General features: G+C 74.6%; 8 protein-coding genes and 1 pseudogene. All 9 read left to right on the top strand.

What is annotated here, in order from left to right:
• Positions 1-60 precede the first annotated feature (60 nt).
• The 9 genes and pseudogenes from fxsA (at position 61) to fxsT (ACZ3IG_RS12560) (ending at position 14,418) form a co-directional block, all read left to right on the top strand.
• The gene (fxsA, locus tag ACZ3IG_RS12520; RefSeq protein WP_467431375.1) at positions 61-234 is read left to right on the top strand and encodes an FxSxx-COOH cyclophane-containing RiPP peptide; all 174 of its coding nucleotides are present in this window, start codon (positions 61-63) and stop codon (positions 232-234) included.
• A 132-nt stretch (positions 235-366) separates the two neighbouring features.
• Positions 367-1,518: pseudogene (locus ACZ3IG_RS12525) on the top strand (FxsB family cyclophane-forming radical SAM/SPASM peptide maturase); the annotation flags it as partial.
• Between the two features lie 185 nt (positions 1,519-1,703).
• A complete protein-coding gene (locus tag ACZ3IG_RS12530) occupies positions 1,704-3,152 on the top strand; it encodes an aKG-HExxH-type peptide beta-hydroxylase (RefSeq protein ID WP_467431674.1) in 1,449 nt (482 codons plus the stop codon).
• A gap of 156 nt (positions 3,153-3,308) precedes the next feature.
• Positions 3,309-6,350, top strand: coding sequence for an FxSxx-COOH system tetratricopeptide repeat protein (gene fxsT / locus ACZ3IG_RS12535; RefSeq protein ID WP_467431376.1), 3,042 nt, complete (start codon positions 3,309-3,311; stop codon positions 6,348-6,350).
• Between the two features lie 106 nt (positions 6,351-6,456).
• On the top strand, positions 6,457-6,834 hold the full coding sequence (locus ACZ3IG_RS12540) for a CU044_2847 family protein (RefSeq protein ID WP_467431379.1): 378 nt from the start codon (positions 6,457-6,459) through the stop codon (positions 6,832-6,834).
• On the top strand, positions 6,831-7,772 hold the full coding sequence (locus ACZ3IG_RS12545) for an AAA family ATPase (RefSeq protein ID WP_467431380.1): 942 nt from the start codon (positions 6,831-6,833) through the stop codon (positions 7,770-7,772). The genes ACZ3IG_RS12540 and ACZ3IG_RS12545 overlap by 4 nt, the downstream gene beginning before the upstream one ends.
• Positions 7,773-7,779: 7 nt before the next feature.
• Positions 7,780-9,657 (top strand): magnesium chelatase, encoded by a 1,878-nt coding sequence (locus ACZ3IG_RS12550; RefSeq protein WP_467431381.1) that lies wholly within the window; start codon positions 7,780-7,782, stop codon positions 9,655-9,657.
• Complete coding sequence (locus ACZ3IG_RS12555; RefSeq protein WP_467431382.1) at positions 9,647-10,981, top strand: CHAT domain-containing protein; 1,335 nt, start codon at positions 9,647-9,649, stop codon at positions 10,979-10,981. Before ACZ3IG_RS12550 ends, ACZ3IG_RS12555 begins: the two co-directional genes overlap by 11 nt.
• 20 nt (positions 10,982-11,001) lie before the next feature.
• Positions 11,002-14,418, top strand: a complete 3,417-nt coding sequence (gene fxsT / locus ACZ3IG_RS12560) for an FxSxx-COOH system tetratricopeptide repeat protein (RefSeq protein ID WP_467431383.1) — start codon at positions 11,002-11,004, stop codon at positions 14,416-14,418.
• Positions 14,419-14,420 lie beyond the last annotated feature (2 nt).

Consider the following 14,420-nt stretch of genomic DNA (forward strand, 5'->3'; position numbering starts at 1 on the left):
GCGGTTCACCGGCCGGGTGCACCGAGGGGACACAGGGGACCGAGGGAGAGGAACGGGGACATGGGCGCAGCGTACGAGTCCGGCGCCGGGGAGCCGCTGCCGGACCTGCTGGCACTGGGGCTCGCGAAGCTGGGTTCGATCGACCACCCGGTGCTGCGGGAAGTGCTCCGCGAACTGCGGGAGCGGGCGGCGGAGCCGAGCGACATGATGTGGGGGTTCGACAACTCGTTCTGACATCTGCTTCCGACGGCTCGTTCTGACATCCCGTTTCGATCAGGCCAACTTCGGCCACTCCGGGTTTCGGCCGGGTGCCGCGCCGGGCAGTTCGTTTCATACGGCAAGCGCCGTGGCGCGGGGGCGTACGGCATGGCGGGGGTGGGTGCAGGAGTGTCCGAAGAGCCCATTCCCTTCCGGCAGTTCATCGTCAAGACGCACGGCCGCTGCAACCTCGCCTGCACCTACTGCTACCTGTACGAAGGCCCCGACAGCGGCTGGCGCGACCGCCCCGCCGCCGCCTCCGCCGACGTCCTGGAGCGCACCGCCGACCGCATCGCCGAGCACGCCCGCGCGCACGACCTCGACGACCTCGCCCTGGTCCTGCACGGCGGCGAGCCCCTGCTGGCGGGCGCCGGCGCCCTCGCCCGGTTCACCGGCCGGGTGCGCGAGCGCGTGCCCGCCGGGTGCGCCGTGCACGCCGTCGTGCAGACCAACGGCACGCTCCTGACCGAGGACCGTTTGCGCGTACTGACCGACGCCGGCGTCCGTGTCGGCATCAGCCTCGACGGCGGCACCGCCGCACACAACCGGCGGCGCGTCGACCACGCGGGGCGCCCGTCCTGGCCGGCGGCGGTCCGGGGCGCCCGGCTGGTCGCCGACCGGTTCCCGGCGTCGTACGCGGGTGTCCTGACCGTCGTCGACCCGGAGCTGGACCCGGTCGAGACGTACGAGTCGCTGCTCACCCTGCGTCCGCCCGCCCTGGACCTGCTGCTGCCGCACGGCAACTGGTCGGCCCGCCCACCCGGACAGACCGGCGTCCGCTACGGCGACTGGCTGTGCGCCGTCTTCGACCGCTGGTGGGCGGCGGGCCGGCGCGAGACGCGGGTGCGGCTCTTCGAGGAGTGCGTGGCGCTGCTGCTGGGCCTGCCGGCGGCCGGTGAGGCGCTGGGCCTCGCGCCGTTCGACGCGGTCGTGGTGGAGACCGACGGGTCGATCGAGCAGGTCGACTCCCTGAAGTCGGCCTACCCGGGCGCCGCCGAGACCGGCCTCGACGTCTTCCGCCACGCCTTCGACGAGGCCCTGCGGCACCCGGGCGTGGCCGCCCGGCAGGCGGGCGCGGCCGCCCTCGCCGGGCAGTGCCGGGCGTGTCCGCTGCTGCGCGTGTGCGGCGGCGGCCACTACGCCCACCGCTACCGGGCCGGGCACGGCTTCCGGAACCCGTCCGTGTACTGCGCCGACCTCCAGCGCTTCATCCGGCACGTGGCCGGGCGGCTGGCGGGAGCGGCGGCGGCCGCACCGGATGCGGTGTCCCCGACGTCGCCGCCGTCCTCACCGGTCCCGCCGTCCTCGCCGTTCCCGCCGTCCTCAGCGTTCTCATCGTCCCCGTCGTCCTCAGGGTGTTCATCGTCCCCATCGTCCCCAGGGTGTTCACCGTCCCCGTCGTCCCCCTCGTCCTCACCGTCCCCGCGCGAAGGGAGCGCCCCGTGATGTTCCCGACGGTCCCGGACCAGATCCTGGCCGAACTCGCCCGTACCGAGGGCGGCCCCGACGCCCTCGACCTCCTCGTGCGCGACCAGGACACCCGGCGGCTGCTGATGCTGCGCGCCGTGCTCGACGCGGCCGAGGCGGCCGACCCGGCGGTGTGCGACGCGGGGCGGAAGGCACGGTTGCGGGAGGACTGGGCGATGCTGGCGGACGCCGACGCGGCCGACGCGGCGGACTCGGTGCGGGGGGCCGGGGCGGAGCGCTCCCTCACCCCCGCCCGCGCCCGGCTGTTCCACCCCCTCACCGGCCCCTGGGCGCGGTCCTGCCTGCGCGGCCTGGACGCGGGGCGCGGGACCCCGGCCGAGGCCCGGGCCCTGCGGCGCGACCTCGCCCACTTCAGCGCGGTCGCCGCCGTGGCCGCCGCCGAGGCGGGCCTGCCCTTCGCCACCCGGCTGACCGCCCGCGCCGGCGTCCTCACCCTCCCCTCCCTCGGCGCCCTGCACACGGCTGCCTCCGGCGACGTACCGGTCGACGTCACCCACCGGGACGGCGCCCTGACCATCCGCCAGCCCGACGCGCCCGACGTCCGCGTCCACCTGGAGAACGGCACCGGTGCCTGGTCGGGCGCCCCCGCGTGGACGCCGGCGCACGCGCTCCCCGGACTGCTCCCGTCCGCCCCGCCCATGCCCCTCGACGACCTCGACCCGTACCGCGAGCCGCCCTACAGCACCCACCGGGGCAGCCTCAGCGGCGCGGCCACCCTCGACGACGCGGAACGCAAACGGTGGCTCCAGGCCTGGAACGGCACGGCCGTCGCCCTGCGCTCGGGCGGCGCCCACCGCCTCACCGAGGCCGCGGCGCTGCTGCGCTGCCTGGTCCCGCTGGAGACGCCGCCCGAGATCGGCACCGGCCGGGGCAGTTGCAGCGCCACCCGCCGCGAGGCGTTCGGCGCCCTGCTCAGCAGTACGCCCCCCGACCCGGTGACCTTCGCCGCGACCCTCGTCCACGAACTCCAGCACGCCAAACTCGCCGCCCTGACCGACCTGGTGACCCTGCACCGGGCCGGCCCCGAGGCCCGCTACTTCGCCCCCTGGCGGCCCGACCCCCGCCCCTACGACGGCCTGCTCCAGGGCACCTACTCCCACCTCGCGATGGCCTCCTACTACCAGCGCCGGGCCCTGCTCACCCGCCCCCCAGAGCGCGACTGGGCCTGGGCCCAGCACGCCCGGTACCACGCCCAGGTCGGCGCCGCGCTGCCCGCCCTCGTCGGCTCGCCCGACCTCACCGTGCCCGGCCGCCGCTTCGTCGACGAGATGGCCGCCACCTACCAGCGCATGGCCGACCATCCCGCGCCCCGGGACCACACGGCCCGCGCGCAGGCGTATGTGAAATCGGCGCGCGCCCTGTGGATCCAGCGCCGCGCTTCCGCACTCCCACGGCCGAATGAGTGAGGATGCCTGCGCGCGCCGCCCGGGTGCGGAAAGATCGTCTGACCGAGGCACGTCCCCGTCGAGCCGGCGGACCCGCGTAGGACTCACGCATGACCTTACGTACGACGCGCCGAGGTCCTAGGATTCTGTGGTATCACGCGCGCTGGAGGCCGCTGCATGTCTGGAGCTCGTAAGCCGGTCGGGCCGACCGAGAGGGGGGCCGCGAAACAGACCGTCACCATCCACTTCGCCGGCTTCAACCGGGCCTGGGCGGCCTGGATCGGAGACCGGCTGGAGCGGCGCGGGCTGCGGGTGGTGTACCTGCGCTGGGAGTCCCCTGCCGACGTCCCCCTGGTGGACCTGCTGCACGACCTGAAGCTGGCCGAGGGCCGTATTCTCATCGTCGTCAGTGAGTGGTACTTCCAGCTGGGCCCGCGCTCCCACGAGGAGTGGAACGAGGCGCTGCGCGAGGTCGTCGCCCCCGACCCGTCCCGCTTCGCCGCCGTCTCCGTCACCACGGCCACCATCCCGTCGGCCGCGGCGGTGCTCGGACCGGTGGGCCTGACCAACATGGGCGCCGAGGAGGCCGAACGGCGCCTGCTGGACCGGCTCGACCTGCCGTCCGAGCCGCTGCCCGAGCCGGCCGCCACGGTGCGCCGGGGACCGCGCTTCCCCGCCTCGATGCCGGACGTCTGGGGCTCCGTACCGCGCCGCAACACCCGCTTCACCGGCCGCGAACCCCTCTTCAACGAGGCGTACACCCAGCTCCAGAACGCCGAACCCGGCGCCGGCGTCGTCACGTTCTTCGGCATGTCCGGCGTCGGCAAGACCCAGCTGGCGGCCGAGTACGCGCACCGGTTCGGCTCCGAGTACGACGTGGTCTGGTGGGTCAACGCGGAGAGCCGGGTCACCTACCGGCGCCAACTCGCCGAGCTGGCGCCCAAACTGGGCCTGCAGACGGGGCAGGAATACGGCGAGCGGCTGCGCGCCGTCCGCGACTCCCTGCGCCGCGGCGATCCCTACGCGCGCTGGCTGCTGATCCTGGACGGCGCGGACGAACCGGACCAGATCTGGGACATGGTGCCCAGCGGCCCCGGTCACGTCATCATCACCTCCCGCAACCCGGAGTGGAGCGAGCACAACAGCCGCCTCCTGGAAGTGCCGGTCTACGCCCGTGACGAGTCGGTCGCCTTCATCCGGCGCCGCGCCCCGCGGCTGACCGAGCCGGAGGCGCACAAGCTGGCGGAGGCGCTGGAGGACCTGCCGCTGCTCCTCGACCAGACGGCCGGCTGGCTCAACGACTCCGACATGTCCGTGGAGCGGTACATCGGCATGCTGGAGGACGGCGTCGACGGCCATGTGGTCAAGGTGTCCGCGGACTTCCCGCTCGCCTTCCAGACCGCCTGGTCGATACTGCTGAACAAGCTCCGTGACACCGTCCCGGAATCCGTCGACCTGCTGCGGCTGTGCACCTTCTTCGCCCCCGGCTTCATCCCCGTACGGATGCTGCGCGAGACCCCCGGCGACGAACTGCCCGAGCAGCTCGTCCGGCTCTTCAACGACCCCCTGCTGTGGAACCGGGCCATCAACCAGCTGCGTACGTACTCCGTGGTGCGCCTGGAGTCCCACGAGATGTCCGGCGACGAGTCGGCGTCCTCGGGCGAGTCGCTGTACCTGCACCGCATGGTGCACCAGATCGTCAACAACGACATGCCGGAGGCGGACCGCGAGGAGTTCGTCGACGTCGTCCGCCGGGCCCTCGCCGCCGCCGACCCGCGCCGGCCCACCGACCCCGACCTGTGGCCCGGCTACGCCGAGATCGCCCCGCACCTCAAGCACGCCGACGTCCTCAAGAGCCGTGACCCGCAGGTGCAGCGCCTGGTCTTCAACTGCCTGCGCTACATGTACTTCTCCGGCGAGTACCGCTCCGGCGTCAAGCTCGCGGAGCGCGCCATGAAGGCCTGGCGCCCCCTGCTCGGCGAGACGCACCCGCGGATCTGGGAACTGGCGTACCACTACACCAACCTGCTGCGCGGCAGTGGCGACTACATGCGCAGCGAGTCGCTCAGCCGCGCCGCCGTCGACCACCTGCGCGAAGAGCGCGGGGAACAGGACCTGGAGTACCTGCGCGCCGCCTCCGGCCTCGCCGCCGACCTGCGCGGCCTCGCCCGCTACGACGAGGCGCTGGAGATGTCCCAGTGGGTGCTGGCCACCTACCGCGAACTGCTCGGCGAACAGGACTCGCGCACCCTCAACGCGCAGAACAACCTGGCCGTGTCGCTGCGGCTGCTCGGCTGGTACCGGGAGGCCCTGGACGTCGACAAGCAGACGATGGAGGCACGTCGGCAGTTCCTGCGCGCCCAGCACACGTTCACACTCAACTCAGAGATCCAGTACGCCAACGACCTGCGGCTGCTCGGCCGCTACGGCGAGGCGGAGTCCATCCAGAGCAAGAACGTCCACGAGGCGCGGACCGTGCTCGGCCGGGACAACCAGCAGACCCTCAGGGCCGAGTACAACCTCGCCATGTGCCGGTACCGCATGGGCGACCGCGACCGCAGGCGGGACCGCGGCGAGGGCCCCCAGGAGCCCGGCGCGCTGTTCGCCAGTGTCCTGGAACGGGGCGAGCGGGTGCTCGGCGAGACCCATCCGCTGACGCTGATCTTCGCCACCGGCCAGAGCTGTTACGCCCGCGAGCACGGCGACATCGACCAGGCCCGCGAACTGAGCGAGGCCGTCGTCGCCCGGTACGAGGTGATGCACGCCGAAGGGCATCCGTTCATCGCCGGCGCCCGCGCCAACCAGGCGCTGATCCTGCGCAACGTGGGCGAACGGGAGCACAGCCACGCCCTCATCGAGCAGGCGCTGGCGGAGATGACCGAGGCCGTGGGCGAGCGTCACCCCTGGACCCTGGGGTGCGCCCTGAACGCCTCCGCGCTGCGCAACCTCATGGGCGACGTCGAGGGCGCGGCCGAACTGAGCCGGCAGACGGTGGCGCGGGCCACCGAGTGGCTCGGGCGCACGCATCCGCTCACGCTGTCGACCAGGGTCGCCCACGCGGCGGACCTGCGGGGGCTGCGGGACCGCCGGCAGGCGGAGAAGGTCGAGCAGGAGGTCCTCTCCGACCTCGACGCCACCCTGGGCAGCAAGCACTCCCACACCGTCTCGGCCCGCTCCCGCAACCGGCCGTACTGGGACTTCGAACCGCAGCACACCTGATCGTCATCCGAACGCCCGGCCGGTGCGCATAACCCCCGGCGCACCGGGGAATGAACCGGGTCACTCAACACGCAGGCAACACACGTGAGTTGCATCAGGGGGACGTGTGGTGATCTTGGTGGGGCCCGTTCCGGCGGGCACGGACGGGCCCATTCCGGTCGAGGTGGAAGTGGAGCCCGGCCCGTCCGCCGACGGGCTGGACCTCGTCTACGGCGGCGAGGAGACCCGGGACGGCGCCGGGCAGCGCGTCGTCCGGGTCGCCCGGGACGTCTACACCGACGGGCTCGACCTCGCCCGCCGGTGCGCCGCCCAGGCCGTACGGCGCTTCGGGGAGCTGGAGGAGGCGCTGCGGCCGGACGAGATCGAGCTGCAGCTCGCCATCAAGGTCGACGCCGGGGTCGCCGCCCTCGTCAAGAGCGGGGCCGAGGCACAGCTCCAGATCACCCTGCGCTGGCGTACCACCCCGGACGGGGCCGCGTCGTGACCGGCGTCCCGCCGGGCGTGCGCATCCTGCCGTACTCCCGGGTCGTGGGCCAGGACGAACTGAAGCTGGCGCTGGAGCTGAACCACGTACTGCCGCGGATCGGCGGGGTGCTGATGGCGGGGCCGCGCGGTACCGCCAAGTCCACCCTGGTGCGGGCCTTCGCACTGATGGCCCACGGCGAGCTGCCGGTCACCCTCCCCATCAACGCCACCGACGACCGCGTCCTCGGCGGCTGGGACCTGGACGCCCTCATCCGCGGTGAGGCGCGTCCGCAGCCCGGGCTGCTGGAGGACGCGGCGGACAAGGGCATGCTCTACATCGACGAGGTCAACCTGCTCGACGACCACCTCGTCGACATCATCCTGGACGTCGTCTCCACCGGCGTGCTGTCGGTGCAGCGCGAGGGATTCGCCGCCGCCCGGCACCTCTCCTTCGGTCTCGTCGGCACCATGAACCCCGAAGAGGGCGGCCTCAGGCCGCAGTTGCTGGACCGCTTCGGGATGATGGTCACCGCCGGGCAGCTGGACGCGAGCGACCGCTACCGGCTGATCCGCACCGTGCTGGACTTCGAGGAGGAGCTGGCGCGGCCCGACTCCGAGTGGCTCGCCGCCGCCCGGCGGGACGACGCCGCCCTCCGCGACCGGCTGGCCGCCGCCCGGCGCCGGGTGGCGGACGTCGCCGTGCCGGACGACGTGTTGTGGCTGTGCGGGGAGGCGGCGGACCGGACGGAGGCCGTGGGACAGCGCGGGGAGATCGTCGCCACGCTGGCGGCCCGCGCCCTCGCCGCCCTGGAAGGCGCCGACCGGGTCGGTCCCGGGCACGTGCTGCGGGTGCTGCCGATGGCCCTGCGGCACCGGCGGCCCGAGACCACCCACGGCGGCACCTTCGACTGGGGGCCGGAGGACCAGGCCCGCGTCAAGGACCTCTTCGAGGCCTGAGCCGGTCATGGTCACCGAGCCACCCGACCCCGCAGCCGACCACGCCGCCGATCCCGCAGCCGACCCCGCGCGGCGGCTCGTCCACGCCCTGGTCTGCGCCGCCGCCGAGCCCGCCCTGACCGGCGTCCTCCTCTTCGACCTGGAACCCGGCCTCCTCGACCCGGTCACCCGGCTGTTCACCGGCCTGCTCACCGGCGCCGCCGAACCGGCCCGTACCGGCGCCGCCGAACCGGCCCCGGCCCCCGTCGTGCTGGGCGCCGCCGGCCGTGACGAGGACCTGTGGACCCGCACCCGGCTGCGGCGCGACGCGCACGGCATCACCTTCCGTACCGAGCCCGGCCCCCTCGTCGACGCCGACGGCCACCCCGGTCCGCCGCCGCTGGTCGTGGTTCCCGACCTGCCCCGGCTGAGCGTGGCCGGGATGCGCGCCGCCGTCCAGTTGCTCGGCGCCGACGTCGCCGTGGTGGAGCGCCCCGGACTGCGCCGCACGGTCCGGCCCCGGGCCCGCTGGCTGGCCGTCTGCCGCGCGGCCGACGCGGGACGGCTCAGCCGGCACCTGCTGGACCGGTTCGCCGTACGGCTGCCGGTGCCGGACCTCGCCCTGCCCCCGCCCGAGCAGGTGCTCGCCGGACTCCCGCCCGCCTGGCGGACCGCCGCCGTCCGGGGCGTGCCGCCCGTCCCGGTCACCGACGAGGCGCTGACCCGCGTACAGGACCTGCTCGGACCCGACGCCGGCGTCCGCCGCGAACTGGCCCTCGCCCGGCTGGCCCGCACCGTCGCCGCCCTCGACGGTGAGCCGTCGGCGGTGGCCGGCCACTGCGACACGGCGGCCCGGATCATCGGGCTGACCGTGCCCGGCACCCCGCCCGGACCCGAGCCCGGCCCCGGGCCCGCCGAGCGGCCGTCCGCCGGTACCACGCCCAGCACGGTCCGGACACGCCGCCCCGGCGGGGAGAGACGGCGTCCGTCCCCGGCGGAGGGGACACTGCTGGAGACCGGGCCCGCCGAGGGGATCGGCGGCGGCCCCGGCGGCACGCCCGCAGGAGGCGGCACCCCGTTCCCGGAGGACGAGCCGGCCGGGCCCCGTGACGCCACCCCGCTGCGCGGCCCCGGCCGGCGTACCTCCGGGCCCGCCCTCGCCCGCGGCCCCGTGATCGGCACCCGGCGCGCCACCGACCTGCGCGACCTCGCCTACGTGCGCACCGTCCGGGAGGCCGCCGTGCACCAACGCGTGCGGCGCGCCGACCGGTTCACGATCGCACCGGCCGATCTGCACGCCCACGTCCGGACCGGTGCCCCCGAGCGCGTGCTGACGCTGCTCCTCGACCACACCTGCCGGGACGGCGACTGGGACTGGCAGGACTCCCTGGCACCCTTCCTGCAGTGGGCGTACACCAGCCGGGCCACGGTCCAGGTGATCGAGGTCGGGGCCGCGGACGCCAAGGACGAGCTGCGTGCCCAGTCCTTCGCGGCCCGCAGCGTCCTCGACCCCCAGGTGCTCGCCGCGCTGTACCGCGCGGCCGGCCGCGCCTCCCCGCTCGCGCACGGCGTCGAACTGGCGGCCCACGCGCTGCGCCGGACCTTCCGGCAGCACGGCACCGGACCGGCGGAGGCCTGGCTGGTCGTCGTCACCGACGGCCGCGGCAACATCCCGCTGCGCGCCAGCCACACCGGACGGCTGACCGGCACGGTGGCCGCCGCCGGTGTCGAGGACGCCGTCGAGGCCGCCGCCCGCATCGGCGCCATGGACCGCACGCGGCTGCACGTGGCCGTCGTCGACCCGGCCCGGGAACCCTACGGCGACCTGCCGTTCGTCCTCGCCGACAGCCTGGGGGCGACGGTCGTGGAGGGGCGGACCGGCGCGGGAGGCGACGATGAGCGCTGAGCCGCGGCAGCGGGCGCCGCGCTGGCTGACCGGGGCCGGTACCGCCGTACGCCGCACCGGACTGCCCGGCCAGCTGAAGGCCGCGGCCCGTAGGCCCGCCGTCGCCGTGTCCCACCTGCGCCGCGGTCAGGAACCGCCCTCCGGACTCGGCGGCACCGAGGCCCGCCCCGGCGCCCGCCTGGAGGACGGGTACGCCGTGCTGCGGGTCGTGCGCGGCGAGGGCGGCGGTGCCTTCGGGCAGGGCTACCGGCTGCGCGGCTGGTGCGGTGACCTGACCGTGACCTGCGCGCCCGGACCCACGCGGCTGGCCGCCCCCGGCATCACGCTCGCCGCCCTGCGGCAGCCCGACGGGGAGTACCCCACCGATGTGCTGCGCGGCATCCGGCACTGGTCGGCCAACCAGCCCGAACTGACGCGGTGGCTCAACTCGGTCCGCGCCCGGCACGGCGAAGCGCTGCGCCTCGTCGTCTGGGACGACACCGGCTTCGACCTGCCCTGGGAGCTGTTCTGGCTGCCCGAGGACGCGGCGCGCGCGCTGCCCGGCGGTCCGCTCGGCGCGCTGACCGTCGTCTCCCGCTGGACCACCGTGCGCGACCTCAGCCAGGACCTGCCCCGGGAGACCGGCGACTGCGCGGGACGGGTCCTCGGCTACCTCCACCAGGACATGGCCGACGACGGTCAGGTCTTCGCCCCGTACGCGCACCGGCTGCACCGGCGGATGACCCCGTTCCTGCACGACCTCGACACCCTGCCCGACGCCACCGGCCTGGTCTACTTCGGCTGCCACGGCACCTACGGCGACACCGTGCCCCGCCTCACCCTGGGCGACTTCTCCTGGGCCGAGCTGAACGAGGAGCCGATGGCCGTGCTGGGCCGGGACCGCTCCCTGGTCTGCCTCAACGCCTGCGACTCGGGGCGAGCGGTGAAGAACCGGGCGCAGGGCGAGGAGGAACTGCGCGGCTTCGCGGAGCTGTTCCTGCGCAAGGGCGCGGGCGGCTGCATCGTCACCGCCGGGAGGGTCGGTGACCAGGAGGCCCGCCGGCTCGTGCGGCAACTGGTGCGCGAGGTCGCCCGCCATCCGTACCGGCCCGTCCCGCAGACGCTGCGGTCCTTCCGCGCGGGCGCGCTCGCGGAGTTCGGGCCGACGGACCGGCTGCCCAGACGGCTCGACGACGACGGCCGACTGGACAGCGCCGGCCAGAAACGGGTCCTGCGGCTGCTGTACGCGTTCATGTTCCAGTTCTACGGCCATCCCCGGACCACGCTGCGGCTCACCGCCGCCGAGGGCCCGGACGCACGGGCCGGAGGGGGGCACGGCCGGTGAGCGGCGCGGAACGGCCCCTGATGATCGAACCCGTGGTGGCCTGGCCCCGGCGGGCGGAAGCGGGCTGCGACTACCTCGTCACCGTCGACCTGCGCGGCCCCCTCCCGGCCCCGGACGCCGCCCCGGACGACTGGCCCTACCCGGAGGAGGAGTTCACCTTCACCGTCACCCTGGACGGCTCCCCGCTGTTCGCCTGCGCGGCCCTCGGCGAACCCGGCGTCGTCCTGCACCGCTTCGGCGGTACGTACGGACCAGCCCGCTTCCGGGTCTCCGCCGGCCCTGACACCGGCCCGGCCTCGCTGTGGCTGACGGTCACCAATCAGTGGGGGGTGCCGGTCCGCAAGGCGGAGCTGCGGTCGGAGATATGCGCCGGCGAAGAGGCCCCCGACCGGGAGCGCGGGCAGGCCCCGCCCGTCCATGACGCCCCCCGGCCCCCCGCGCTGCGGCCCGCCCCTTCCCCGCCGTCACCGCACCGCCGGCCCGCCGCCGGGAAGCCCGTCCGGCGCACGGTGACGATCAGTTTCGCCGGCTTCAACCGGGCCTGGGCGGCCTGGATCGGAGACCGGCTGGAGCGGCGCGGGCTGCGGGTGGTGTACCTGCGCTGGGAGTCCCCTGCCGACGTCCCCCTGGTGGACCTGCTGCACGACCTGAAGCTGGCCGAGGGCCGTATTCTCATCGTCGTCAGTGAGTGGTACTTCCAGCTGGGCCCGCGCTCCCACGAGGAGTGGAACGAGGCGCTGCGCGAGGTCGTCGCCCCCGACCCGTCCCGCTTCGCCGCCGTCTCCGTCACCACCGCGGACCTCCCGTCGGCCGTCGCCGCGCTCCGGCCGTCGGGGCTGGTGGGCATCGACGCCGAGGAGGCCGAGCGACGGGTGCTGGCCCTGCTGGACCTGCCCACGGACCCGGCCCCCGGTCACGCCGACCATGCCCGGCACGGCCCCCGGTTCCCGGCGTCGCTCCCCAAGGCGTGGGGGAGCGTCCCACGCCGGAACAGCCGCTTCACCGGTCGTGAGACCCTGCTCACCGAGGTGTACGACGCGCTGCGGACCTCGGGTGTGGTGACGCTGTACGGCATGTCGGGCGTCGGCAAGACCCAGTTCGCCACGGAGTACGCGCACCGGTTCGGCTCCGAGTACGACGTGGTCTGGTGGGTCAACGCGGAAAGCCGGGTCACCTACCGTCGGCACCTCGCGGAACTGGCCCCCAGACTGGGCCTGCGGACGGGCCAGGGGTACGGCGAGCGGCTGCGCGCCGTCCGCGACTCCCTGCGCCGGGGCGAGCCGTACGCGCGCTGGCTGCTGATCCTGGACGGCGCGGACGAGCCGGACCAGATCCGGGGCATGGTCCCCGGCGGGCCGGGCCACGTGCTCATCACCTCCCGCAATCCGGCGTGGAGCGAGCACGACAGCCGCCTCCTGGAAGTGCCGGTCTACGCCCGTGACGAGTCGGTCGCCTTCATCCGGCGCCGCGCCCCGCGGCTGACCGAGCCGGAGGCGCACAGGCTGGCGGAGGCGCTGGAGGACCTGCCGCTGCTCCTCGACCAGACGGCCGGCTGGCTCGACGACTCCGACATGTCGGTGGAGGAGTACATCGGCCTGCTGGAGGAAGGGTCCCTCGACGACGCGGTGCGGGTGTCGGCGGACTTCCCGCTGGCCTTCCGGACCGCGTGGTCGATCCTGCTGAACAAGCTCCGCGAGACCGTCCCGGAGTCGGTCGACCTGCTGCGGCTGTGCACCTTCTTCGCCCCCGGTTACGTCCCCGTGTATCTGCTCCGGGACATGAGCCACGACGGCCTGCCGCCCTCCGTGGCCGAGCTGCTGACCGACCCCGGGCTGTGGGACAGGGCGGTCGGCCAGCTGCGGAGGTACTCCGTGGTCCGGGTCGAACCGCACGAGACGGACCCGGACCGCGAGATCTTCTACCTGCACCGCGTCGTCAGCCGGATCGTCCGCCAGAGCCTGCCCGCCGCGCAGAGGCGCCGACTGGTCGACGTCGTACGGCGGGCTCTGGCGGAGGCGGACCCCGGTCGGCCCTCGGTGCCCGCGCTGTGGCCCGACTACGCCGAGCTGGTGCCCCACCTCAAGCACGCCGACGTACTGGGCAGCGACGATCCGCAGGTCCAGCAGCTGGTGTTCAACTGCTTGCGTTACCTGTACCTCGCGGGCGAGCACGCGGCCGGCGTCACACTCGGCGAACACGCCATGCGTATCTGGCGGAACTCGCTCGGCGAGTCCCATCCCCTCATCTGGGAACTCACCTATCACTACGCCAACCTGCTGCGCGCCGCCGGCGACTACCACCGCACGACGCGGATCGAGCGGGCGGCCGTCCGGCAGCTCCAGGAGCAGCGCGGGGACCAGGACCCCACGCTGCTGCGCGCCCTCGGCGGACTCGCCGCGGACCTGCGCGGACTCGGCGACTACCTGGAGGCGCTGGAGGTGTCGGAGCGGGTCCTCGCGGCGTACCGGGGACAACTCGGCGACCAGGACACCCGCACGGTCAACGCGCGGAACAACGTGGCCGTCTCCCTGCGGCTGCTCGGCCGCTACGCGGCGGCCCGCGACGTCGACCTGCGCACGCTGGAGACACGCCGCGAACTGCTGGGGGAACGGCACCCGTGGACGCTCAACTCGGAACACGCGTACGCGGCCGATCTGCGCCTGCTGGGCCGCTTCACGGACGCGGCGTCCGTGCTGGCCAGAAGCCTGGACACCGCCCGTCGGGCACTCGGCGGCGACGCTCCCCAGACGCTGCGGGCGGCGCACAACTTCGCGATGTGCCGCTACGCCCTGGGCGACTTCGACACCGCGGCCCGGTACTTCGCGGACGCGCTGGAGCGCGCCGAGCACGTCCTGGGCGACCGGGACCCGCTGACGCTGATCCTCGCCGCCGGGCAGAGCTGCTTCGCACGGGAGCACGGCGACGCCGACCGGGCACGCGAGCTCAGCGAGTCCGTCGTCGCCGCCTACGAGGCGACCTTGCCGCCCGGCCACCCGTACGCCGTCGGGGCCCGGGCCAACCACGCGTTGACGCTGCTCCGCGCCGGGGAGACGGACGGTGCCCGGACCCTGGCCGGGGCGGCGCTGACCGACATGACGGCACGTGTCGGCCCCGACCACCCCTGGACGCTGGGCTGCGCGCTGAACGCGTCCGCGCTGTGCCACGCGGTCGGCGACGTCGAGCGGGCGGCCGGCCTGAGCGGAGACACCGTCGTCCGCGGCGAGGGGACGCTGGGCCCCGGCCACCCGCTCACCCTGTCCGCCCTCGTGGCCCACGCGGCCGATCTGCGCGCCCTCGGGCGGCGCGGGGAGGCGGAGGAGAGCGAGCGGCGCGCGCTGTCCGGCCTCGCCGCCACCCTGGGCCCCGGCCACCCGCTCACCGACTCCGCCGCCGCCCGCCGGCGCCCGTACTGGGACTTCGAACCCCAGACCACCTGACG

The sequence above is a fragment of the Streptomyces sp. NPDC016677 genome, from assembly GCF_055562815.1.

What these genes read in the sequence shown, in the direction of transcription:
- fxsT (WP_467431376.1), top strand. Translation starts at nt 3,309, where the DNA reads ATGTCTGGAGCTCGTAAGCCGGTCGGGCCGACCGAGAGGGGGGCCGCG.
- ACZ3IG_RS12530 (WP_467431674.1), top strand. Translation starts at nt 1,704, where the DNA reads ATGTTCCCGACGGTCCCGGACCAGATCCTGGCCGAACTCGCCCGTACC.
- ACZ3IG_RS12555 (WP_467431382.1), top strand. Translation starts at nt 9,647, where the DNA reads ATGAGCGCTGAGCCGCGGCAGCGGGCGCCGCGCTGGCTGACCGGGGCC.
- fxsA (WP_467431375.1), top strand. Translation starts at nt 61, where the DNA reads ATGGGCGCAGCGTACGAGTCCGGCGCCGGGGAGCCGCTGCCGGACCTG.
- fxsT (WP_467431383.1), top strand. Translation starts at nt 11,002, where the DNA reads ATGATCGAACCCGTGGTGGCCTGGCCCCGGCGGGCGGAAGCGGGCTGC.
- ACZ3IG_RS12550 (WP_467431381.1), top strand. Translation starts at nt 7,780, where the DNA reads ATGGTCACCGAGCCACCCGACCCCGCAGCCGACCACGCCGCCGATCCC.